The organism is Bradyrhizobium sp. CIAT3101 (assembly GCF_029714945.1).
Lineage (GTDB): Bacteria > Pseudomonadota > Alphaproteobacteria > Rhizobiales > Xanthobacteraceae > Bradyrhizobium.
On record NZ_CP121634.1, the window covers coordinates 6,056,329 to 6,081,177 of the forward strand.

The window sequence follows — 24,849 nt, forward strand, 5'->3', positions numbered from 1 at the left end:
AAAAAACCATGGCACGCGCATTGATGATCCAGGGGGCCGGCTCGGACGTGGGCAAATCGCTCATCGTCGCCGGCCTCGCGCGCGCGTTCACGCGACGCGGCCTGCGCGTGCTCCCGTTCAAGCCGCAGAACATGTCGAACAATGCCGCCGTCACCGTCGATGGCGGCGAAATCGGCCGTGCGCAGGCGCTGCAGGCGCTCGCCGCAGGCGTCGAGCCGCACACCGACATGAACCCGGTGCTGCTGAAACCCGAGACCGATGTCGGCGCACAGGTCGTCGTGCATGGCAAGCGCATCGCGACCGCACGTGCGCGCGAATATGCGGCGATGAAGCCGTCACTCATGGGCGCGGTCCTGGAGAGTTTCGAGCGCCTGAAGGCGCGCGCCGATCTGGTGCTGGTCGAAGGCGCCGGCAGTCCGGCTGAAGTGAATCTGCGCAAGGCCGACATCGCCAATATGGGCTTTGCCCGCAAGGCGGACGTCCCCGTCGTGCTGGTCGGCGACATCGATCGCGGCGGCGTCATCGCGCAACTCGTCGGCATCAGGACGGTGATCGACCCCGATGATGCCGCGATGATCCAGGGGTTTGTCATCAACAAATTCCGTGGCGATCCCGCGCTGTTCGACGATGGCTACAAGCTGATCGCGCAGAAGACCGCATGGCGCGGCTTCGGCGTGCTGCCCTGGTTTCCGCGCGCCGGCGAGCTGCCGGCCGAGGATGCGCTCGGCCTGAGCGACGCGCGCAAGCCCGGACAATGCAAGATCGCCTGCCTCGCGCTGTCGCGGATCGCCAATTTCGACGACCTCGATCCGCTCAAGCTCGAGCCGGGCGTGGATCTCGTGATGGTGCGTCCGGGCGAAGCGATTCCCGGCGACGTCAGGCTCGTCATCATCCCCGGCTCAAAATCCACCCGCGGCGATCTTGCCTTCCTGCGCGCGCAGGGATGGGACATAGATCTGCTCGCGCATCACCGCAGGGGCGGCCACGTGCTCGGCCTCTGCGGCGGGTACCAGATGCTCGGACGCAGCGTCGCCGATCCTGATGGCATTGAAGGGCCCGCGGGCGACACGCCGGGCCTCGGCCTTCTGGATGTCCAGACGGTGATGAGCCCGCAGAAGACGCTGACGCGTGTCGCGGCCGTGCATGCGGCGACGGATCAGCCGATCCAGGCCTACGAAATCCACATCGGTCGCACCGACGGGACCGATCGCGCACGGCCATTCGCCAAACTGAACGGCGAGCCGGAAGGCGCGATCTCGCGCGATGGGCGCGTGCAAGGCAGCTATCTGCACGGCCTGTTCACATCGGATGAGTTTCGCAGGGCGTACCTCGCGCAGCTCGACATTCCCGTGGGCAACGAGCCGTACCACGCCAGGGTCGAGAGCGCGCTCGATGCGCTGGCCGATCACATCGAGCAGCATCTCGACGTCGAAGGCCTGCTCGCGCTAGCGCGCTAGGACCTCGGCAAGGCGCGACCATTCGGCCTCGGCGCCCGGAAGACCCAGGCGCAACCATGAGGGGTTTTGCGCAAAGACGCGGGACCAGATCTGGCCGTGCGCCAGCTTTTCCTGCGCGGCAAGCGCGTCCGGCGTTTCGTAGAGACGAAACAGCGGCGCGCCGCCGACCAGCCGCCAGCCGTGAGGCTGCACCATGGCGTCGAGACGAACACAGTCATGCGCAAGCCGCTCCGACGTCGCCTTGGCCCAGACATCGTCACGCAAGGCACGGCAGCCGATCGCGATCGCGGCTCCGGAGACCGGCCATGGACCTGACGCCGCCGCGAGCTTGCCGATGTCGGCCGAGTCGCCGATCACGAACCCAAGCCGCAGGCCGGCAAGACCATAGAACTTTCCGAACGAGCGCAGGATCAGCAGCCCCGGCCGTCCCGCTTCCGAGGCCAGCGAGAGCTCGGGAACCGCGTCAGCAAAACTCTCGTCGATGACGAGGTGACCGACGCGCGGCAACAGCGCGAGCAAATCCTTCGGCGTGTAACGGCGGCCGTCCGGGTTGTTGGGATTGACGACGATGGCAAGGTTCGCCCCCGCCAGCGCGTCGAGCGCCCTCACCTCCTCGACCTCCCATCCCGCGGTCGAGAGAACGGGAGCATATTCGTTGTAGGTCGGCGCGAGAATGCGCGCCCGGCCGCGCGGCGCAAGCTGCGGCAGCATTTGAATGGCGGTTTGCGCGCCGCCCAACGCAACGATCGGTTCGCTCGTCCGATAGGCGTGCCGGGCCGCTTGGTGCAGGGCCTCGATCTCGGATCGCGATGGCAAAGCCTGCCAATGATGCGCGTCGATCCCGCCCACGGGATATGGCAGCCGGTTGATCCCGGTCGACAGATCGATCCAATCCTCCGCGCGTCCGCCAAACCGCTGCTGGGCCAGATCGAGATTTCCACCGTGCTCGCGCATGCCCTGTTCTTTCACGCGAAGGCCAGGATCGCAAGGACGCCAGCGAGCAGCAGCATGGCGCGGCGGTAGACGGTCAAGCCCTCGACGATGTCGGCCGCAAGCGGATCGCGCGCGCCTTCATTGAGCCAGGGCTCCTCGGTCGCGCTGCCGTGATAGATGCGGGGGCCACTCAGCCGCACGCTGAGCCCGCCTGCCATCGCGGCTTCGGGCCAGCCGGCATTGGGCGAGCGATGACGGCGCGCATCGCGCGTCATGCATGACAGCGCCTCGGAGCGCTGCTGTGCGAGCAACACGAACAAAAATCCGGTCAGGCGAGCCGGAATGAAATTCGCGACATCGTCGATGCGCGCTGCCGCCCAGCCAAAGGCCTCGTGGCGTTCGCTGCGATGGCCGATCATGGAGTCCAGTGTGTTGATCGCCTTGTAGCCGAGGATGCCCGGCAGGCCGAACAGCGCGCCCCAGAACACCGGCGCGACGATGCCGTCGGAGGCATTTTCGGCGAGGCTCTCGATCGCCGCGCGCGCAATCCCAGCTTCATCGAGCGCGGCGGGATCACGGCCGACGATGCGCGAGACCGCTTCGCGCGCAGCGGCGATGTTACCGCCCAGCAGAGGATTTGCGACCGCCGCCACGTGATCATGCAGCGAACGCAAGGCGACCAGCGGCCAGGCCAGAATGCCGACCAGCACGATTCCGATCCAGCCCCAAGGAAGCAGGAACCGAAGCAAGGACTGGAGCAGCCAGCCAAGAGCAACCGCGAGCGCAATCACCAGAAGCGCGCCGGCAACGCCGGCGGCGCGGCGGAGCGCCGGCGGGTCAGACTCGCGATTCCAGCCGGCGTCGATGGCGGCGATCAGCCGGCCCAGCCAGGTGACGGGATGGCCGATCCGCGCGAACAACGGCGCTGGCCAACCCGTGAGGGCATCCACCGCCATCGCCACCACCATCGCGCCCGCAAAGCCCACGCCTGCCTCCTGTCCCGCCCCTGTTGCGCAAAGCGAGGGGCCAGCGCAAGCCCCTACCCGCCTGATTTCGGCTTTGTCTTTGGCCGCGATTGGTGATTAGTCAGCCTCACAGGAGACTTTTATGGCCGTCATCTTGATCACGGGCGGAGCGCGATCGGGCAAGAGCAAGCGTGCGGAAACGCGCACGCGCGCCTTTCCGGGGCGGCCCGTCTATGTCGCGACGGCCGAGGCGCTCGACGTGGAAATGGACGCGCGCATCGCCAGACACCGCGCGCGCCGCGGAACCGACTGGATCGAGCGCGAGGTGCCGCTCGATCTTGTGGACGCGCTGACTGCTACCGACGGCGGCGGCGCGCGGCTCGTCGACTGTCTGACGCTGTGGCTCTCCAACCTGATGCATGCGGAGCGCGACTGGGAACGCGAGGTCACCGCGCTCGCCGCCGCGCTGCCCCGCCTCACGAGCCCGGTCGTCTTCGTCACCAATGAAGTTGGACTCGGCATCGTGCCCGACAACGCATTGGCGCGCAGCTTTCGCGACGCCGCCGGACTCATGAACCAGACCCTTGCGGCGGCCGCCGACGAAGTCGAGTTCGTCGTCGCCGGCCTGCCGATGAAACTGAAATGACGCCGCGCGCCGACATTCCAAAAGACATCGTTGCCGACCTCAGGATCGCGGCATCCTTTGTCACGATCCTGCCGGTGGCCTCGTCAGAGCCGGCCGGCGATAGCGCCATCGCGCGCGCGACCTGGGCGCTGCCGGTCGCGGGATTGCTGGTGGGCCTTGCGGGCGCTGTGGTCTACGCGCTCACAAGCAAATTGGGACTGGCGTCAGGCATGGCCGCCCTGCTCGCCCTCGCCGCAACGACTCTCGTCACCGGCGCGCTGCACGAGGATGGCCTTGCAGATACCGCCGACGGCCTCGGCGGCGGACGGACGCGCGAACGCAAGCTCGAGATCATGCGCGACAGCCGGATCGGCAGCTATGGCGTCTGCGCGCTGATCCTGTCGTTCGGCCTGCGCTGGAGTGCGTTGGCCGCGATCGGCAATCCATGGGCGGTGATGCTGGCGCTCGTCTCCGCGCATGCGGCGGCTCGCGCGGGCTTGCCGGCCTTCATGTCGCTGGTCGCCCCGGCACGTCCCGACGGGCTCTCCGCGCGCGCCGGATCGCCACCGGGCCGCAGCGTGGCCATCGCCTTCGCAGTTGGAACGCTCGCCCTCGCCCTTGCGCTCGGACCCGCCAAGGCGCTGGTCGGCCTGGTCCTGCTGTCGCTTGCCGGGCTGATCCTGGCGCGGCTCGCGATCCGCCAGATCGGCGGGCAGACCGGCGACATCCTCGGCGCGTTCGAGCAGGTCGGCGAGATCCTGATCCTGCTGGTCGCTGCAGCCTTCCTTCACGCGGGAGGATGATTGATGGTCGAGTTCGACGACGCCTTCCGCCGGCAATTGCACGAACTGTTCGTATGGCGCCGCGACGTGCGTCGCTTTCGCCCCGATGCGCTGCCCGACGGCGCCATGGAGCGGCTGATCGAGACCGCCTGTCTGTCGCCATCGGTCGGCCTGAGCCAGCCGTGGCGCTTCGTCACCGTCGATGATGCCGCACGGCGCCGCGACGTGATCGACGATTTTAGGGCATGCAACGCCGACGCGCTGAATTGCTATTCCGGCGAACGCGCGGCGCGCTATGCCGCGCTCAAACTCTCTGGGCTCGAACAGGCACCAGGCCATCTCGCCGTGTTCGCCGACAAGGCCAGCGACATCGGCCATGGCCTCGGACGCGCGACCATGCCGGAGACCACCGAATATTCAGTCGTCGCGGCCATCACCGCCATGTGGCTCGCCGCACGTGCGGAAGGCATCGGGCTCGGCTGGGTCTCCATTCTCAGTCCGGAGCGCATCCACGGCGTGCTCGACGTGCCTGTCTCCTGGAAGTTCATCGCCTATCTCTGCATCGGCTATCCCGAGACGGAGTGCGATCAGCCCGAGCTCGAGCGGGCGAAGTGGGAACACCGGAGAGGCGCGGACGAATTCACGCTGCGGCGTTGATCCAAGCTCGTCATGCCCGGGCTTGTCCCGGCCATGACGGAGAGAGAAAGCCAATAGCTACGATTTGCTCTTGCCGACAACGGCAGCCACAGGCGTGGTGCTCGGCTGCTTCTCGAACATCAGCAGCGGGCGGACGATGACGCGGCCATAGGCCTCGTAGTGGTGCTGGGTCGAAACGGCATTCTTCAGCGGCGTCGCGTAATTGGCTTCGAACGTCATGAACTGCGCATAGGTCCAGGAGAAGCCCACGCCGACCGAGGTCATTTCCGTGACGCCGGGGAATGTCGAGTACACCGCACCCCAGTCGGTGAAGATGTAGGTGTCGAATCCCCTCAGCCATTGCGACCAGTTGTAGTGCAGCTCGGCGTTGAAATAATAGCCGCTGTCGCCGGACGCCGCGTTGGTCGGATAGCCGCGCACGGTGGTGGGGCCGCCGATCGTGAAGATCTGGTCGCCGGGCAGCAGCTTTTCCTGCGTATATTGCCAGCTCGCCAGCACATTGGCGCTGAAATTGGCGGGGCCCGCGGCGCTGTTCGCGATCAGCGTGCCGGTATAGGTGTTGAACGTGCGATTGTTGCCGAGCACGTGGTCTTGCCATTCGATGTAGTTCACCGCGGGCGAGACCGTGATCGAATAGGTGTTGCCGGAATTGGTCACGGAGACGCCGGCCGTGGCCTTGTCGTAATGGTCGTCGGTCACCGCGACGGTCGAGAACCGGCTCACCGTCTTGCCCTCGGTCTCGGCGGCGTTGAGCAGCACCAGCCAGTTTTGCGTCACCCACACCGGCTGGCTGAAATTGACCGCGGCCTGGCTCGACCGCCCGGTGACGTCGAGCGCCGTGAACGGCCCGTCGATAATCTTGATCTTGCCCTCGGTGTAGCTGACGCCGGCGCGACCGCCCCAGGGGTTGACCGGGATGCTGTAGGCGACGTTGCCGTTGAGGTTGCCGTCGGAGCGGACGCCGTAAAAGGTCAGACGGTCGTCGACGCCGAACAGGCCGTGGCGCTTGTAGAAGGTGCCGCCTTCCCAGCGGCCCGTATTCTCCGAGCCCTGGTTGTCGACAAAGAGCTGCCAGGTATCGACCGGCGGCTCGATCACCGCAAACTGCAGGTCGGTCAGGCCGAAGCTCGAGCCGGGCTGGAGCAGCGCCTTGATCTGCACGTCGTTGGTCCGGTTGAACCAGGTCACGTCGCGATTGAGCTTGGGGACGTCGAGGACCTCGCCTTCCGGCTCCTTGACGCGCTGAAGGATGTAGTCGGTGCGGGTCTGCTTGTTGCCCTCGATCGTCGTCTTCTGGAGCCGGCCCTCGGTCAGCTTGATCTTGACCACCCCGTCCTTGGGATCCTGATCAGGCAGGGTCGCGATGCCGGTCACGATGCCGCGCTCGGTGTAGATCGCATTGATATCGGCGACGATCTGCAGCAGCGCCGCGATGTCGACGTTCTTGCCGACATATTTCTTCGCGATCTCGTCGAGCTCGGCCGGCGTGATGAATTTGGATGGGTCGAATTCGAGCTTGCGCAGGCGGAATTTCGGACCGCCCGGCTTCATCAGCGGCGATTTCTCACGTGCGCCGCCGATCACGGCCGGGCCGTTCAGCTTGGGCGGCTCGCTCTGCTGTTCGAACTGGCGGCGTTGGCGGTCGACGTCGTTCTGGATCGCGCCAGGATTGATCGAGGGCACCTGCGCGCGCGCGGCCACGATGCTCGACGCTGCAAGTCCCACCCCCAGTGCTGCCCCCAGAACCCGCATTTCGACCTACCACGCCTCCGCGAGGCGACTCACCGCCGGCTTCGTCATTGCATCAATTGCTGCGTCCTTCCAGCCCGGACGACCCGCGCGCTGCCCCTGGCGGCGCAGCTTGCGCATGTCGTTGAGCCCTTCGACGTTCACCGCGGGACCCGACCCGATGGTCTCGACCGGACGCGGCGAGAGCAAAGCGTCGAGCCGTGCATGGCCGGAGAGACCGAGCTGATAGAACGTCCCTGCCCCGCTCTTCTGCGCCAGCCAGGTGTCGATGCTCTCATGCCCCTCGCCGTCGACGGCGATGTTGCGGGCCATGCTGGCACCGGTGTAGTCGCTGCAGCAGGCGTGGTTAGAGCCGTAATTCGTGACGGTCGCCGAGATATCGCCGGTGTAGGACACCACATAGGCGTTGGTGACAGTGGCGTTGCCGACCTGGCTCAGCGTGAATACGCCGCCCGGCTGGTAGAGCTGGAGCGTCGGCCAGTTGGACGGCGCCAGCGTACGGTTGTTCAGCAGCACCTGCTCGCTCGCCGTGGTGAGCGTCAGCTGGCCCGGCACGTAGCCGTTCAGGACAGTCACAGAGTGCGCATCGGTCAGGATGTTCGCATCCACGACCTTGAGCTGGTTGATGATGATGCTATCCGGGTCGATCGTGACATTGGCCGAGGTCGCGACGCCGCCATTGTAGCCCGTGATGTTCAGGATCAGCGGAACCGGCGGATTCGAGCGGATCTGCTCGCCCCTGACGGTGATGGTGTCGGCGGCGAGGTCGAGCTCCTTGACCACGCTGACCCAGTTGATGGTCAGGTCGCCCGACGACGTCATCTTGACCACTTCGCCGGTGATCCGGTCGAACGAGACGCCTCCGGCCACATCGAAACGGGTATCGCCGCTGGCGGAGATCGATCCGCCGCGAAGTTTGCCGGTGTCGGACTTGATGTCGAGATCGCCGGCATCGCCCGGGATGCCCGTCGTGGTGATCTGGCTGAAGACGATGTCGTCGTGGGCATGCAGTGTTTGCTTGCCGCCGCTGGTGGTGGTGCCGAGGGTGATGCCTCCGGCCGTCGCCGTGACATCGAGCGTGCCGCCGGCGGTGAGGTTGTCCCACTTGACGACGGTGCCCTTGAGAACCGCGTTACCGGTCGAAGCCGTGAGGTTATGACCCATGTTGGTGCCGGCGGCGATCAGCGACGCCGAGCCGTGAGCCGAGACCGAGCCCAGCGTCGGCACACCGCCGGCCATCACCGTCTGCGCCAGGATGAAGCCATTGTCCGCATCGACATTGATGCTTCCGACGTCGCCGGTGATGCCCGCAGCCGTCAGCGCATTGAAGGTCACGTTGTCGTGGGCGTGGATGGTCTGCGTGCCGCCGCTCTGTGCGGTCTGCAGGTTAATGCTGCCCTGGCTCGCGGTGGCGCCCAGCGTCGTTCCGACGTTGAGGACGTTCCAGTTGATCGGGCCGCCGGCGGTCAGCAGGCCGGCGCCGGTCGTCGCCGCAAGCGTGTTGCCGGTGATGGTGGTGGCGGCCAGCAGCGTCGCCGAGCCGTTGGCGGAGACCGAGCCCAGCGTCGTCGCGCCGCCCGACGTCACCGTCTGTGCCAGGATGAAGCCGTTGTCGGCAGTGACGCTGATGTTGCCGACGTCGCCGGCATTTCCGGTGGTGGCGAGCGCGTTGAACGTGACGTTCTGGCTGGCGTGGATCGTTTGCGCGCCGCTGCTGCCGGCGGTCCCGATCACGATGCTGCCGTTGGCGGTGACGGCGCTGAAGCTGCCGCTCGCGCCCACAGCCGTTCCCGCGGCCACCTGGTCGAGCGTCAGGCCGCCGGTGCCGACGATGTCGACGCTACCCGCGGCCGCCGAGAGCACACTCGCCTCGGTGTCAGTGAGCGCCTTCAGATAGACGTTGCCGGCGCTAGCGCTGGCCGAAAACAGGCCTGCGTTGAAGGCGAGCCGGCCCGTCGCGCTGCCGATGCCGTTCGACGCGCTGAGCGACAGCGCGGCGCCGGCGCCTGAGGTCACGAAGGTGGTCTGGCCGTCGCCATTGCCGATGATCGCGCCCAGCGATGCCACGCCACCGGCCGTGACGATGATCGACGGCGCGTTGCCGGCCGCAGCGTACGACAGCGACGTGTTGAGCTGACCGAGGACCGCATCGCCCGTCGTGGTGACCGAGATCACCTTGGCCGCGTTGATGGCCGAATAGGCGCCCATCGACAGCGTCGCGGCCACAAGCGTCACCCCGTCGGTGGTGCTGGTCGCAACCACCGGCGCGGCGCTGGTGCCGGCCGCGAAGGTCATGCCGCGGTTGGCGAGGAGCTGCATCAGGCCGTCGCTGGTGAGATCGGCATTGATGGTGAGCGCGCCGCGCGACGCGTTCAAGGTCATCGCGCCGCCCGCCATGAGCGATCCATAGGCGCCGCTGGAGCCGACCGCGAGGTCGCCGGTGACCGCGAGCAGGCTGAAATCGCCGCCGGCGGAGCCGGTCACCGCGCCGGAGATGTTCACCTGCAGCGGCTGGAAGGTCGCGCCGTTGAAGCCGATATTGCCGCCGGCGCGCAGGTCGAGGTCGGTGCCGAGGATGTGGATCGCGCTGCGGTCCGTGAAGCCGGCCTCGGCGTAGATGCTGCCGGTCGCGGCGAGCTGGATCTCGTTGCCGGCGGAGATGTTGCCGAGGACGAGATCGCCGGTGGTCTGCTTCACATAGATGCCCTGGCCGGACGAGACCTGGTCGAGCTGGTCGTTGGCCGGATTGGCAAAGGCGATCTGGATCGCGTTCGCTTTGGTCGCGGGATTGCTACCGGCAGCGCCGGGGGCACCGATATTGCCGTGCTCGGCGATCAGAGTGAGGTTGGCGATATCACCTGAGATCACGGGCACGCCGGTCACGCCGGCGGCAGCGGTGATGCCGGTCACGGCGTCGAGCTTGACGTCGCCGCGGCCGGTCACCTGGATGCCGTTGGCTTGCGCGGCCGCGATCGGGCCATAGCTCGCGGTGACGCCGCCGAGCGTCAGGCTGTTCTTGCTGCCGAGATAGATGTTCGACAGCGCGTTGGCCGAGATCGCGACGGGGTTGTCGAGCACGACGAGATTCTGCTGCGACAGGCTGACCGTATAGGTCACGACATGGGTCGTCGGATCCGTGACCGCGCCGACGGTGAGCTGACCGGGACCGGCCGAGGAGAGCAACGCCCTCTGATCCGGCGTCAACGACGAGGAATCGACGCTGGTGAAGGTGAAGGTCTGGGGCGCGGCCGAATTGCCGACCGAACCATGCGGCGCGTAGAGCATGATCTGGTTCGCGCTGATATTGGCCGCGACATTCGGGTCGATCGGCGGCGGTGCCGCGCCGATCGCGGACGACGAGACCGTGTAGGCGAGCTGGCTCTGCGTCCATTGCGCGCCGGCGGTGATGACGCCGTAGACCCGCTCGGTGGTGGCGAGCGTGTAAGTATAGCGCGCATCGTAGGCATCAAGCGCCGTTTGCAGGGCCGTATTGGACGGCAGGCGCTGATCGGCGGTCGCGACGCCGTCGAACAGTTTCGCAAACAGGGTCGACGACAGCGACGTGCCGAACACGGTCCCCAGCGGATCGGTGGGTGCAGTGCCGAGCAATGTCGTCAGCGAGCTCTTGAGCTGATCGGTGTTGATCTTGCCGAGCAGGAACTGATCCTTCAGGAACCGCGTCGTGGCCTCGACCTGCATATCCGTCGTCGAGACGTTGGCGGGATCGATGCCGAGCTTGGCCGCCACCTGCGCCCGCAGGACGGTCAGACCCACCGAGGTCGGGTTGTAGGTGCTGCCGTTCGCGAAGGCGATGTTCTTGAGCTGGAAGTAGTCGTTGTAGGCCGACGTGACCATCGACTGGTAGCTGTTGACGGCGGCGGTGGCGGGATTGCCGTTGAGCAGGTCGAGATTGGTCCAGACGGACTGGAGATGCGCGCTCTCCGCCGCGGTGATACCGGCGGCCGCCTGGCCGTTCAGGATGTTGGCCTGGTTGCCGTCGGAGCCGGCCGCCTCCAGGAAGACCGGTCCGCTGGTCGACTGCACCGTGCCGATGCGCAAATCGCCCTTGGACTGGATGATGTAGGCGCCGGTGGCCGAGCTGCTGTTGAGCACGCCGCCGTCGACGGCGCCACTCGCCTGCACCGTGCCGCTCGCCTGGATCACCAGCGGATTGATGTTGGTCAGGGTGGATGTGCCGTTGACGACGCTGCTGGTCGCGCCGATCGCGCCGGCGGCGGAGTCGATCTCGATGTTCTTGCCGATCACGACGGGGTTGGTGACGTTGTAGGCGGTCGCCGAGTTGATGTCGCCGGTCGCCGAGAGGAAGACGTTGCCCTGCGGCGTGGCGCCTGCCGAATTCACCTTCACCTGGTTGATCGACATCGCGCCGGTCGCCGAGATCGCGATGTCGTGGTCGATCGAGCTGGCGGTCAGGCTGCCGCCATAGATCTGCACCTGGACAGGCGTTTTGGTGGTGCCGAGCGAGCCGATGCCACCGTCACCCCGAAGCGTCACGCTCGTACCCGAGATCACCGGGTTGTTGGCATTGGCGGCGACCGTGATGGACGAGTTGGCGCCGGTGGCGTTGAGCGTCGTCGCCCCCTGAACGTTGTTGATCGACCCGTTGACGACGATTCCGGAGGTCGAATTGACCACGACGTCGCTGCTGCCGCCACCAGTGAACTTGATGTTGATCGGGTTCGACGCCTTGACCGTGTTGGTCAGCGTGAGCGTCAGGTGATCGTAGATCGCCTGGTACCAATTGTACTGGCCGTCCGCGCCGCAGCACGCGTTGGAGTGGGTGTTGAGTCCAACGGGGCTCCCGTCCGGGTTCACGCCCCCCGCCCAGTGATAGCTGCCGGTGGCGGTGGTGACCTTCTGGTAGTTGGTGCTCTGCGTGCCAGAAACCAGGCTGATCGAGCGGGTCCAGTCCTGGCCGGCGGTCTGCGTGAAGCTCCAGCCGTAGTCGAATTGCGTGCTGGTGGTCGGACGATCCAGCGTCGCCGTGTCGACCCACTGATAGAGCATGTTCTCCTGCGTCGCGTACTGGATGCCTGCCGTACCTGTCCTGGCTGCAAGCATCGAAGGATCGATCGCGGCCGCAGTGACGCTATTCGTCTCGTATCTCGATACCTGCTGGTTGCTCGCCGCCTTGGGATCGTAGACCCACCACGTCGTCTTGCCTTTCAGCTGATCGACGATCTCGACCACGCTCTGGGCGGTGGCGCTGGTGTTGATGGTGTTGGTGACAAGCTGGAGCCCGCTGGTGTTGTTGACCGTGACCGTGCCGGCGCCGCCTTTGATCTCGATGTTGCCCTGGGTCTGGGTGCTGTCGGTCGAGGTCGAGATGATCTTGCCGTTCAGATAGACGTAGCCGCCGGCGCCCTGCGCCACGCCGTTCAGGATGAGCTGATCGGTGAGAGCGTTGTACCTGACCCCGATCTTGGCGTCGCCAGTAGCCGACGCCGTCACAGAGCCTGAGACGTCGTAATAGACGCCGTTCCGTGCGTTGGCCTGGGCCGCGGCAAAGTCCGCGCCGCCGTTGCGGTTCTTGAGGCCGTTGCTGCCATAGATGGCATCGTACGCCGCGGCGCCGATGTTGACCGAGTAATTGCTGCTCGAGCCGGCTTGGATGGTGCCGTTGATGTTGATCACCGACGCCGAGATGATGACCGCCTGGCCGGTGATGGTCCGGGTGGCCGTCGCGGTGGCCGGCGTATCCGCGGTCTTCGGCGTGATCGCATCCGGCTGGATGTTGATGACCTGGAAAAAGCCCGAGCTGTCGCAGGCTGTCGCACAATTGAACGGCGTCTTGTACGGACCGCTATCCGTATAAACGTTGCGGCCGTCATAAGTCGTTTTCTTCCACTGCGCGAGCACGACATTGGTCGAGTCCAGCGACTGCCCCTCGATGATCTTGAGCGTATTGACGTCCGGCACGCTGCCGGCATCGGGAGTGCTGGTGTTCCCAGGCGTGCCCCGGCCCACCGGCAGGAAGATCGACGAATAGAGCGAGAGCCCGTCGTAGTACGTCATCAGCATGCGCGCGGTGAAGATCGTGCTGGCGTCGGCGTTGGCGACCGGTTGATACACGCCGTGGGTGCCGTCGGTGCAGCAATAGTAGAAATACGGGTGATCCCCGCCCGAGGCGATATGCGGAGCGGTGTAGTAGTCACCATAGGCGCCGAGATAGGTCGCCGCCGTCATCACCGCCGTCAGCGCGTCAGTCGGCCGGTTTTCGGTCGTATCCCATTGCGAGGTGACCGCGCTGCTGCTGTCGTAGAAGGTCCCGACGCCGCCGAGGAAGGTGAACGTGCCTTTGGGCACCACGATCTGGACGGTTGCGGCGCTGAGTGACTGCGATGCGACCACGCTGCCGAGATTATTGACGATCTTGAGCAGGCCGTTCGCGTTGTTGACGGCGCCGTTGAAATAGATGTCGGGGGTGCGGGTCAGCACGTTGCCGTTCTGGTCGATGCCCTGGCCGGTGCTGGGATCGAGGCCGTTATAGGTGGCTGAGATGTCGATGACCGGCGTCGCACTCGGCATGGCAGTGAAGGTCACATTTGAGTGCGAATCCGGGTCGACATGGTCGATCTGGCGATAGGTGATGTTTCCTCCGCTCACGTCGGTGACCGTGAGATTGCCCAGGCTCATGAAGTCGAGGCCCTTGTTCTCGATCTTGATCAAGGGCGAGCTGCGCGCGATGACCGCCGGCGCGGCCGGGTTCGTGCCGCTGTTGCCGGTCAGCTTCTGAGCCAGGATCGAGACGTTGCCGGCGGACACCAGCATGTCGCCGAACGCGAAGGCGTTACCGGGCGCGTCGGAGGTGAACGGCGCCTGCTTGATCAACGTGTCGATCTGGCGCTGGATGTCGCCGGTCGTATCGGTGCCGGACGGCGACATCGTGGCGGGCGCCGTAGGCGTCGCCGCCGCGAGCTGGGAGCGAACTTGCGCCGCGGTCAGGCCGGTCAGCGTCGCGAGCTGGTTGACCACCAGCTGGTAGGGATTGAAGTTGCCGACGATGGTGTACTGGACCGCCTGGTGGTTCCAGCTCATCGTCGAGCTCAAGTGATTGGCGTCGGAAACGGACTCGAGGGTCAGCTCGGAGTAAGGGCTGGTCGTGCTCAGGGTCGGCGCGCTCGCGCCGAGCTCGATCGTGACGGTCAGGTCGTTGTCGATGCCCGCCACCACCAGGCCATTGAGTGCGACATCGCCGGTTCCGCTGGTGTGGCTGTGATTGTCGCTGTTCTTGGCGCTGAAGATGTCCAGATACGGATTGTAATTGCTGCCGTTGCCAGCGGCAGTGACCTGCCCCTGGGTCGCACCCAGGTAAATGTTCTGCACGCCGAGCACGCTCGAGGTGTTGGCGAGCGTCAGGCTCGTGGTGTCGTCGGCATTGGCCGTGCCGCGGTAGAGCGTGGAGATCGGGATCGCGGTGTTGTTGTAGACGACCGTCGTCGCCGTCGCCTGCACGCTGCTGAAGACACTGCCGTCGCCGGCGAGGCCGGCATACATGGTGATGTCGTGCCAGGCCTCGATCTTCGCGTTGTTGCCGACGTTGACGGCCTGATTGGCGTGGACCCAGGTGTTGGTGCTGGCGCCGACACCGGCGATCGCGCCATAGAGGCTGGCGTTGGCATTGTTGGCCGCCGCCATCTTCGCCGCCGTGCCGACATAGATCTTGCCGGCGCTGAACAGCTCACGGGCATTGATATTGACCTGGAGCGTGGCGTTCGCCGTCATGTCGGACTCGGCGCCGCCGCCGGCGAAGAGCGCGGCCGTCGCCAGGCTCACCGTGTCGTTCGTATTCAGCGTGTTGTAGGCCTCGATGTTGATCACCCCGTTCGACGTCCGCGGATCGTCGTTGAGGCTCAGGACCGTCCCAGCATCAATATTGGTGGTGACGGTCTGGGTGACGGTCGAGTTGCTGAGCGCCGCGGCGCCCGCGAACATGCCGCCCGAACCCGACCGCGCGCCGCCGCCGGCCTGATTGACGATGTCATTGGAGATGACAGTCATGTTACCACCGGCGGAATTGATGATCAGGTGCGTGCCGATCTCAGCGGTCGTGTCTGTGGTGACGGTGTTTTGCGCGCTGCCACCGGAGACGCCGGCGGTGGAGGCCTGGTAGGCATCGCCGCTGGCGCCGTAATTCGTGGTGTGCTTGGCGCTCACTTTGAGGCCGCCAAAATAGAGTGTGTCGTCGGCCCCGTTGCCGTCCATCCGCGCCTGGGTGGTCGCAGTCGAACTGGTGGTCGCCACCGCCGCGGCACCCGCATAGGTGCCGCCTGCGCCGACGATCGCGTCGGCGGCGTTGACATCGACGCCGGTCGCGAGGATCTGGAGAATACCGGTGTTGGCCGCCGACGTGATCGCGCCCGCCCCGAGATAGGCGTAGGTGTGCGCGCTGGACGAGACCTGCGCGACGCTCGCGCCCAAGGCCAGGAAGCCGCTCGAAAGGCCGGTTGCCTCCGCGTACTGGGCGCTGTCGTTTTGGGCTGCAATGGTCACGTCTGCGTTGGGAAGCGTAATTCCGGTCCCGCCATAGGCGTTGACCGTCGCGTTCTCCGAAGCCTTGGCGTAGCTGCCCTGGGCGCCGATCAGCGATCCGCCACCGCCTGCGAGTGCCCAGGCGTAGGTCGTCGTGCCACCCGTCGGCACCAGCGCCATGGCGGCCACGGAGACCGCGCCGCCTGAGAAGATGGCGTCGTTGCCGATATCGGCCGTGACCTGGGCCCCGACCGTCGACTGGGCGACGGCGACGCCGACCGCACCGCCGCCGACGGAGACGCCGATCGCGCTGCTCGACAAATTGGGCGTGATCGACGCCGACACCAGCGTGCCGAGCCCGGTCGCCGACGTCGCGATCGTGGCGCCCGCGCCGATATCGGCGGTCACGCTCGAATTCTCGTGAGCCTCGGCGTCCGCACCGACGCCCGCGACGATACCACCGCCGAGCGCCGTTGCCGTCGTGGTCAAGGTGCCCGCGCCTTGCGCACCGACGGCGAGCGTCGAGGTATTGATGTCGGCCCCCTGCAGCACATCCGCCGAGACCGTGCTCGACCGGCTCGCCGTCGAGACCGAGGCGCCGACCGCCGCGGCGCCGCCGGTGACACCGCCGGTGAAGACGATCTGGGTCGTGGAATCCTGCGCCATCACGGCGACACCGGCGCCGCCCGTCCCGGTCACGGAGCCGCCGAGCTCTGCCTTCACATGATTTGAGACGTTGCCGACCGCCACCGCGGCATCCGCGCCAAAGTAAAGTCCCGCGCCGCCCGCGATCGCCTCGGTGTTGATGGTCTGGCCGCCATAGGCCCCGCCGCTGGCGTCCTTGACCACCGCGGCCACCATGACGGACGGCGCAGTGACGGCCGAGCTCAGATTGGCCGTCACATTGCTGCTGACACTGGTGTAGCCGATGCCGGCACCGATGCCGACATTCTTGCCGAAGCCGGCGCCGAGCAAATACATCTTGGTCGCGTTCGCGCTGGTGGCGCCGACGTTGACCTGCATCGTCGAAATAGCGCTGCCGCCCGCGATCTGCGCGGTGACGCCGTCGGAGCCGCCGGCCAGCACGGTGCTGACGTCGTAGGTCGAGGTGACATGCGCATTGTTCGGATTGCCGGCGGTGCCGCTCGCGACGGCATCGCTGCCGTGCGAATTGCTGGTGCTGTTGTTGACGGCCGTGATGGTGCCGTTGTTGTGGCCGTTGCTGTCGCGCTGATCGAGCTGCCCGGTTTCCTGCTGCTGCGTATCGGCATCGGCCGTGTTGGAGCCGATGATGATGACGCCGACCGTCGCGCCGATGCCCACGCTGCCGCCAACGCCCGCGGTGACCGCATAGGACAACACCTCCTTGGTGCTGAGCGCGTCGACATTGATCGCGCCGGACGAGTTCAGGTCGCTGTTGTTGATTTCCGCAGTGGTCTGGCTCTTGAAGACGAGCACGTTGGCGGCCGCGCCGATACCGACGCCGGAGCCGCTAGCACCGATCGCGATCGCGCCGGCGATCTCCTTGATCTCGACATCCTCGTTCGCGGCGACGGTGACGGCGCCGGCCGCACCACCCGTCGGCGATCGCAGCGTGGTGTCGTAGACACCGGCGATGGTGGTGTTGTTGGCGATCTCGATGTTCGCCATGCCGGCGATCGCGGCCGATCCGGTCGCGAGCGAGCCGCCGACCGAATAGGCCTGGAAACGATCGACCGTGTTGGCCTCGACGTCGAGCGCGCCGCTCAGATTGAGCGCGGTCGTGTGGGTCGTGTTGCCGCCATGATAGTAGAACTCGTCGCCGACATAGGCCTCGGTCCGGTTTGCCGAGACCTGGACCAGGAAGGCCGCAGAGACCGCCGCCTGGCTGCCATAGGCCGCCGAGCCGCCCGCCGAATAGATGGCGGTGGTGTCCATGGCATTCACGGTGAGCGACGACGCCGTCATCGCGCCGCCGTCGACATAGGCCTCGGTGGTCGCGGTAAAGACGTTCAGGGCGACCGAGCCGGTGTTGAAGCCGACGCCGATCGAGGACGCATCCTGCTCGGCATTGGCCTTCACGGTGACGGCGCCGACGGTCGCGGACGGCGTCGACGAAAGACTGCCGACGGTCGAATTGGTGACATACGCCATCGTGGTGCGCGACATCGTCGTCGAGATGACGGTCGCGCCGCCACCGCCGGTGCCGGTCGGGGGCACGATGCCGGCGCCGAACGCGCCGGAATAGGAGAAGCTCGAGGCCGCGACGTCGATCTGCGGCAGCAGCCCCGCGCTGGTCAGGCGCGTGTCGATGCTGGCGCTGTCGATATAGGCGGTGGTCGACCCGCTCAGCACCGAGGTGATCGGGTTGACCATGATGGAGATGCCGGTGCCGGCTGCGATCGTCATGACATTGGTCACGACGGCCTGGTGCGAGCTCGCGACCACGGCGAGGCCCTTCACCGTGTCCTGGATCTCGCTCAGATCGGGCGTGTGGTCGGTCGGCGCCTGGAAGCCGCTGAGATCGTTCGCATGCGCCAGCGTGCCGCTATTGACCGACAGCGTGTCGGTCGAGCTGGTTCCGAGCGCGTCGACCTTGGTGTTTGCTCCGCTGATATACGCCGAGGTGCTGCCGGTGATCTGGTTCGTTACCATCGAGCCGGCGCCGCCGGCCGGCCCCTTGGAGATCGAGAGCGCGCCGGCGGACACGACAACGTTATCCGTGTTGCTTGCGATCACCGCGACGTTGTTGTTGGCGATGACGTCGGATCCCTTGGTGGCGCCCAGCGCGGCACTGTCGGTAATGCTGGCAGTGACGTTGGTTCCCATCAGGTTCGTCGCGACCGAGCCTGCGAGGCCGACCTGCGAGGAGATCGCGATACCGACGGCGACGGTCGAGATCGTGGCGTTCGAGCTTGCGCCGAGGGCGACGGTGCCTGTCGAGGTCACCTTCGAACCGGTGATGCCGGCGCTGACATTGTTGGCAATGTTGCTGTTGACGAGCGCCAGACCCGCGGCGTTTCCGCCATTCGGCGCGATCGCGGCGACTGCAGCCGAACCGGTGATCTTGGAATTGTCGGTCGCGTTGATCGTCACGGAGCCGGCCGACACGGTCGAACCCGTGGAGTTCGACTGGCTCTTGCCGATGTTGGCCGACACGGTGTTGGTGATCGAGCTGATCGTCAGCGCGGCGGTACCGGCGCACTGCCCGCTGGCCGCGCCGATGCCGAGCGCGACCGACTGGATCGCCGAGGAGTCGGTTGCGGTCACATTGACGCGGCCGACCGCCGTCGTCAGCACGTTGGCAATGTAGGCCGAATGCGTCGTCGCGATGGTGTCGTAGACCAGCGAAGCGCCGATATCGTTCTTGGCGGCCTCGATGACGCCGGCGACGGAAACGATGCCGCCGCCGGGTCCGTTACCCACCCCCCCGTTGAGCGCGGCCGCACTGAAGTCGACGCAGTTCTGCCCTCCGGTGCCGCCGTGGGTCGTACAGGTGTCCGACGCGAGGAGCCCGCTGTTCGACTTCTTGACCAGATTTCCAAGCGCGGTGTCGAGCGCCGACACGTCGCCGCTGTCGGCGATCACCGTGATCGACCCGACATTGATGCTGACCGTCGCTCCGCTGTCGATATAGGCCGTCGTGGTCGGCGATATCTCGTCAACCACAATGGCACCGGTCAGCGAATTGCCGTTCGTCGACGCGCCCCCCGACGCCGCGCCGGCCGCGATCACGCTGGCATTGTCGGCGAGCACCTGCAACGTGTCGTAATTGGAGATCGAGCTCGAGAGGATGTGGGCGTCAGTCGCCTTCCCGCTGGTCGGATCGGAGATCGAGGCATAGGTCAGCGCGATACCGACACCCGCCTTGCCACCCGAGAAATAGAGCACGCCGCCGCCGATCGCGATGTTCGTGGTCTGGTAGGCGTCGACCTCGAGGGTGCGGTTGACAACGCCCGTCCGGCCCGTGACGGTCGAGTTCTCGATATAGGCATTGGCGCTGTCGGTGATGATGCCGACCGAGGCCGACAACGAGGCGGAATTGGCCTTCGATCCCGAGATGCCCAGCGCGACGACGGTCTCGGAGCCGCCATTGAGCGCCATGACCTTCAAGGTATCCTGATTGTTCAGCGTCGTGCCGTAGATATAGGCGAGCGTGTGGTTGCTGGACATCGCCGAGGCGATGGCGCCGCCGACGGCCACGCTGGTCGATCCCTCGCTCCCGGCCATGTTGGCCGCAGCCGAGCCGGAGCCATTGTCCAGAATGGTGTCGTTGAGCGCCTGGACCAGTGTCTTGGTGCTCACCAGGCTCGTCGTGGTGTATTTGTCGATCGTCCCGGCGTTCTTGATATAGGCGCTGGTGCCGAGCGAGACATCGCTCACCGAGGAGCTGCCGGCGAGATCGATGCTGAAGCCGCTGGTGCTCGATCCGGACTTCGCACCGACTTGACTCGCACCGGCTGCAACGCCCGCGGTACCGCCGGTTGCGGCCGACGTCACCGCCCCCGCCTTGGTCGCGAAGCTGGACACGCCCGGCTCCGAGATCGCTGCTGCGATCGAGGCCGCCGTGATGCGTCCGGACGTCGTCGCGGAAATGATCAGGTTGTCGGCCTTCACCGAGCCGCTGCCGCCGCTGGTTCCCGAGAAAGGATCGTCGACGTTGAAGGCACCGCCCCGGATATCGCTGCTGTTGTCGCCGATATTGGCAGCGGTGTCGGCGGTCGCCCCGAGATAGGCGACGGCGAGACCGACCGCCGAGTTGGCGCTGATCGAGACCGCGCCGGCGATCGACAGCATCGACAGGTCCTGGGCGGCATAGATGTTGACGGTCGGCGCCTCCACGGTCGCCCCCGCTCCGATCGAAGCATGGGTCGTGTTGTCGACCAGCGCAATCGAGGTGATGCCGTTCAGCGCCAGCGAACCCTGGGCCTTGCCCGACGTCGGCGCGACACCGAAGAACTGATCGGTCGTGACGGCTTCGACGGAGATGTTGTCGTTCGCCTTCACCGTCGCATTGGCGGCGACGCCGGCGATGGTGTTGTTGGAGAGCTGGACCAGATTGAGCGAGCCGCCGAACGACGAGCCGCCGGACGTGTTGCCGATGAAGCCGAACGTGCCGATGTTGCCGGCGACGTCGATCGAGGCGGTATAGGAGTTGGCCGTGACGGCAAGCGTCGCGTCGAAAGCCTGGGTGCCGTTGTTGAGGTTGGCCGTCCACGCGCCGCTGCCGCACGACGCGACGGTGCAGGTCGCATTCAGGTTGGCGTCGGTCGCGACCCATGCCGTGGTGTTGTTGTGGACGATGAAATTGTTCAGCGAGCCGGAAATTCCGAGCGTGTCGCCTGCGTCGGCGCCTGCGTTCGCGTAGCTGGTGATGATGTTGCCGCTGACGCCAAGACTGCCGTTGAGATGGCTCAACACCTCGGTCAACCCGGCCCATTGGGTCCAGGTGTTGGTGATCGGCATCGAGGTGTTTGCGGCGACGCCGATGTTCGGCGCATTGATGGTCACGCCTTCGCCGATATAGGCATTCGAATTGTGGGTGTAGTTGCCCCAGGCCACGGCCGCGCTGACCGCGTAGGACTGGCCGTTGATCGGGCTCGAGGTGATCGCCGCCGTCGTCGAATTGTTGCGCACGCCGACGTCGGTCACGTTGGAGACCACCGCGACGTTGCCGGTCGTGTAGATCGACGGCGCGCCACCGCTGGGATTGGTCGCGATCGCCGCCGTGGCATTTTCGGTGCTGTTGGCGAGCGTGAGCGCCGCGGAGGCCTTGAGATTCAAATCGGCCGTGAGCAGCGTGCTGGTCATCTGCGACACGATGATACTGGTCGGCGCGGAGCCGACGGCCGCAACACCCTGCAGGCCCGCGATCAGCGTCGGTGTGCCGGTGATGGTCGACGCCATGGTCGAGTTCGACGTGGTGTTCGAGACGGCATTGACCGTCACCGGACCGGTCATCGGATTGGCGCTGGTTCCCAGCGATGATCCCAGCGTGGCGTTGGCGGAGGTGTTGATGTTGCTCATCGCCATCGCGCCGCCGACATTGCCGTTGAGCGCAGGATTATCCAGCGCGACCGATGTCGCCGATGTCGAGAAGCTGTTGTTGTTGGTCGCGTAGATGGCAAGGCCGCCGGCCGAACCGCTCGCCGTCCCCGCGCTCAGATGCGCGCCGGTCTCGACATTCGCGTTGGTCGTCACCGAGGCGTTGGTATAGGCGAACGTCGCAACCACGGCCGCGCTGGTGGTTGCCGCGATCGCGGCGACGTTCACCGTGGCGTTGTTGGTGGAGGTGATGTTCAGGTAGCCGCCGGCCGAAATGGTCGCGTTGCTGGCGACGTTGGCGGAGACATTGCCGATGACGTTGCCGACCACGGCCGAAGCGCCGAACGGAAGACCGCCGCCGATCGTGGATGCGAGCACCGGATCCGCCGCCGTTTCCGACCCGGTCGCGGTGATCAGGACGTTGCCGCTCGCGGAAATATTGGCATGACCATTGATGGCAACGTTGGCCGTCGCGCTCGCGGCGACATATCCGGCATTGACGCCGAGGTTCAGCCCCGCAACGGTCTCGCCGAGCATCGCGAAAAGACCGGCCGTCGAGCTCAGCATGTTCGACACCGCCGTCGAGGTCGCACCGATGCTGATGTTTCCGCCGGTGATCTGGCCATCGACCGTGATGCCCGTCGTCGCATAGGCGTGACCCGATATCAGGGTCTGGCTGGCGGTCGCCGCGAGGGTGACGCTGCCGTCGGTGTAGCTGGTGCCGGAATTGACCGCCTGGGCCAGAATCTTCGCGCCGTTGACGATGGAGATCGTTTTCGCGTCGAGCTCGACATTGTTGGCATTGCCGGTCGAATGACCGTTGACGTCGAGACGGCGGGCATCGATCACGGCATGCGCGGCGAGCGTAATCGAATTGTCCGCCTGGACGACGTAAGTCGCACCGGCGCTCAGCGCTGCGATGGCGTTGGCGACGGACGTGTTCGACAGGGTCACGCCGGCGTCGCCCTGGCCCGCATCGCCGATCACCACATCGGTCGGGTCGATCACCAGCGTGCCCGCCTTGCCGTTCGGCGCGCTGAGGTTGATGGAGACACCGCTGCCGATGTCGATGACGCCGTTTCCGCTGAGCTCGACCAGGCCCGCATTGCCCGTCTTCGAGCCGGCGTTGATCGCCGCACCGCTCTTCACGGTCAGGTCGTTGCCGGCCTTGACGAGGACGCCGCCGGCATCGCCGGTTCGGCTCGCGGTGCTCAGCTTCGCATTCTTGCCGATCTCGGCGTTGTTGCCGGCCACGACCGCAATCGTGCTCGGCGTCGTGGTCTTGCTGCGCGCCGTCAGCCGTCCGTTGACGGTTGCGTTGTTGACGGCTCCGATGTGGATCGAGCCGTTGCTCACGGTGATGGCGCTGGCGCTGCGCAGGCCCTTCGAATTGACGGAGGCCGCGAACTTCGCGGCGTGATCGAGATTGGCGATGTCGCGCTGGCTTGCGCCGCCGACGAGGACGTTCTGCCCGGTCAGGCGGACGCCGTCGATGGCGTTGATCCGGCCGTAGATCCTGATATTGCCGTCCGGCGAGACCGGGAACGAGCCGGCCATCAGATTGCCGACCGCCGTGCCGTTGATCGCCCCTCCGGGTCCGATCAGGCTGTCGGTGAACTCGCGCGTCGGCGTCGAGACGTTGAGGCTGCCGACATTCACCGTGCCGCTGCGGCCGACGACGAAGCCCTTGGGATCGGCGAAGTAGACGTTACCGCCGATGGCGCCGTTCATGTAGGAGTTCAGCGTGCCGTTGACGTAGACCGGCGCATCGCGAACGATGTTGACCAGGTTCTGCGTGCCGGTCGGCAGCTGCAGATTGACGGTGTTGCCCTGCCCGACGCTGAACTGCGAGAACGAGTTGAAGGCGTTGGCGCCCGCCACCGTCGACGTCGTGACGTTGGTGACGCCGCCGGAGGTCTGCAAGGCGGTGCCGGTACGGCCGTCCGGAACGATGACGTTCGCGGTCTGCGCCTGCAGGCGGACGCTGAACACCGGCAGGAAGACCATCTGCATCGCGCAGAGCAGCGACATCGAACGGAAGCGTGCAAGTCCCTGCAGCATCCGTTCGTTGTTGTCTCGCCTCGCAGACGGTCCGCGCATTTCAGATCCTCTTCATCGGCATTGGCGCCGATCCACAACCGCGTGGGAGAATGATGTGAGATCGTCCCGGATCAGAACTGACCGGGCGGAAGCTTGAAGACGTCGGGGCTCTTGGCGTCGGCCACGTAGAACAGCAGCAGGCTCGTCGGCGTGAGCACGCGCTGGTTGTTCTCCTTGTTCTCGAACGTGCCCTGCAGCAGCAGGATCACCGAACGATCCTTGGCGTCGCTGCCGCGGAACATCACGATGCCGCCGTTGACGGGCATGTTGACCGCGATGGAGTCGGGCTTGAAGCCTTCGCTGAGGAAGTGCGCGCGCAGGATGTTGGCGTTGGAGAACAGCTTCTCCGCCGTCAGCGCCGCATCGGTCGCCTTGGACCAGACCGCGCCGATCTGGATCAGCGACTTGGATTTGTAGCCGAACACGTAGGAGAGCTCGGCGGTGCCGCCGTTCGGCAGCAGATCCGGAACGGTCAGCAGCACGCTATGGGTCAGCTCGGACGGATTGTCCTGCGCCTTGATCGCGTCGGCCTTCGGGCTGAAATCCTTGGTCATCGCCGCGCGCACGTCGGCCTCGTTCATGCCGAACTTGGCGGAGCGGAAACCGTCGATCGTCTTGGTCTTGTCGTCGGCAGGCGCCGTGGCGGCCTCGCTCGAGGCTGAAGGTGCCGCACTGGCAGGGGCTGCCGCGCCGGGCGACGCACCGGCCGCGACCGCCTTCGGCGCCGTCGCAGCCTTCTGCTTGGGCGTCGCGCCCTGCACGCCCTGAGCCGCCAGCGGCCCGGCCGCAACAATGGTGAGAAGGCCGACAAGGGCCGGGACAAGGTAGATTTTGCGCATTGTAAACCTTCGAAACAAACCTGAAACAACAGCTCAAAAATCGGCAGTTACGAAATCGGCTTCCCCGAATCGCGGTCCGCAACCGAGACGGAAATGTTGCAATGCCAGAAGGCCTTACAGGGCGTCACGGAGCAGACATCAACCGAAACAGCGATTCAGGTAGCAATACGGTATTGGGGTCCCTGTGGCTGCGAATGAAGGTTCACAAGCGCATTTTTTCATCAA

9 protein-coding genes are annotated in these 24,849 nt (G+C 65.9%); 4 read left to right on the forward strand and 5 right to left on the reverse strand.

Annotated elements, in window-relative coordinates:
• Positions 1–8: 8 nt before the first annotated feature.
• A complete protein-coding gene (locus tag QA645_RS28700; protein ID WP_283044808.1) occupies positions 9–1,457 on the forward strand; it encodes a cobyric acid synthase in 1,449 nt (482 codons plus the stop codon).
• Here the strand turns inward: QA645_RS28700 and cobD are convergent.
• Positions 1,446–2,411 (reverse strand): threonine-phosphate decarboxylase CobD, encoded by a 966-nt coding sequence (gene cobD / locus QA645_RS28705; protein ID WP_283044809.1) that lies wholly within the window; start codon positions 2,409–2,411, stop codon positions 1,446–1,448. The genes QA645_RS28700 and cobD overlap by 12 nt on opposite strands.
• Positions 2,412–2,422: 11 nt before the next feature.
• Complete coding sequence (cbiB, locus tag QA645_RS28710) at positions 2,423–3,376, reverse strand: adenosylcobinamide-phosphate synthase CbiB (RefSeq protein ID WP_283044810.1); 954 nt, start codon at positions 3,374–3,376, stop codon at positions 2,423–2,425.
• Between the two features lie 121 nt (positions 3,377–3,497).
• On the opposite strand from cbiB, the gene cobU reads away from it, so the two are divergent.
• The 3 genes from cobU to bluB are packed head-to-tail and all read left to right on the forward strand — an operon-like array spanning position 3,498 to position 5,419.
• Positions 3,498–4,001: a bifunctional adenosylcobinamide kinase/adenosylcobinamide-phosphate guanylyltransferase gene (gene cobU, locus QA645_RS28715; RefSeq protein WP_283044811.1), complete on the forward strand. Its 504-nt coding sequence runs from the start codon at positions 3,498–3,500 to the stop codon at positions 3,999–4,001.
• Positions 3,998–4,783 (forward strand): adenosylcobinamide-GDP ribazoletransferase, encoded by a 786-nt coding sequence (cobS, locus tag QA645_RS28720; protein WP_283044812.1) that lies wholly within the window; start codon positions 3,998–4,000, stop codon positions 4,781–4,783. Before cobU ends, cobS begins: the two co-directional genes overlap by 4 nt.
• Positions 4,784–4,786: 3 nt before the next feature.
• On the forward strand, positions 4,787–5,419 hold the full coding sequence (gene bluB / locus QA645_RS28725; protein WP_283044813.1) for a 5,6-dimethylbenzimidazole synthase: 633 nt from the start codon (positions 4,787–4,789) through the stop codon (positions 5,417–5,419).
• Positions 5,420–5,476: 57 nt separating this feature from the next.
• On the opposite strand, the gene QA645_RS28730 is transcribed toward bluB, so the two are convergent.
• The 3 genes from QA645_RS28730 to QA645_RS28740 form a co-directional block, all read right to left on the reverse strand.
• Positions 5,477–7,171: a ShlB/FhaC/HecB family hemolysin secretion/activation protein gene (locus QA645_RS28730; RefSeq protein WP_283044814.1), complete on the reverse strand. Its 1,695-nt coding sequence runs from the start codon at positions 7,169–7,171 to the stop codon at positions 5,477–5,479.
• Positions 7,172–7,177: 6 nt separating this feature from the next.
• Positions 7,178–23,785: a leukotoxin LktA family filamentous adhesin gene (locus QA645_RS28735; RefSeq protein WP_283044815.1), complete on the reverse strand. Its 16,608-nt coding sequence runs from the start codon at positions 23,783–23,785 to the stop codon at positions 7,178–7,180.
• A 71-nt stretch (positions 23,786–23,856) separates the two neighbouring features.
• Entirely contained in the window at positions 23,857–24,624 is a 768-nt protein-coding gene (locus QA645_RS28740) for a hypothetical protein (protein ID WP_283044816.1), read from the reverse strand.
• Between the last annotated feature and the right edge of the window lie 225 nt (positions 24,625–24,849).

What these genes read in the sequence shown, in the direction of transcription:
- QA645_RS28700 (WP_283044808.1), top strand. Translation starts at nt 9, where the DNA reads ATGGCACGCGCATTGATGATCCAGGGGGCCGGCTCGGACGTGGGCAAA.
- cobD (WP_283044809.1), bottom strand. Translation starts at nt 2,411, where the DNA reads ATGCGCGAGCACGGTGGAAATCTCGATCTGGCCCAGCAGCGGTTTGGC.
- cobU (WP_283044811.1), top strand. Translation starts at nt 3,498, where the DNA reads ATGGCCGTCATCTTGATCACGGGCGGAGCGCGATCGGGCAAGAGCAAG.
- cobS (WP_283044812.1), top strand. Translation starts at nt 3,998, where the DNA reads ATGACGCCGCGCGCCGACATTCCAAAAGACATCGTTGCCGACCTCAGG.
- bluB (WP_283044813.1), top strand. Translation starts at nt 4,787, where the DNA reads ATGGTCGAGTTCGACGACGCCTTCCGCCGGCAATTGCACGAACTGTTC.
- QA645_RS28730 (WP_283044814.1), bottom strand. Translation starts at nt 7,171, where the DNA reads ATGCGGGTTCTGGGGGCAGCACTGGGGGTGGGACTTGCAGCGTCGAGC.
- QA645_RS28735 (WP_283044815.1), bottom strand. Translation starts at nt 23,785, where the DNA reads ATGCGCGGACCGTCTGCGAGGCGAGACAACAACGAACGGATGCTGCAG.
- QA645_RS28740 (WP_283044816.1), bottom strand. Translation starts at nt 24,624, where the DNA reads ATGCGCAAAATCTACCTTGTCCCGGCCCTTGTCGGCCTTCTCACCATT.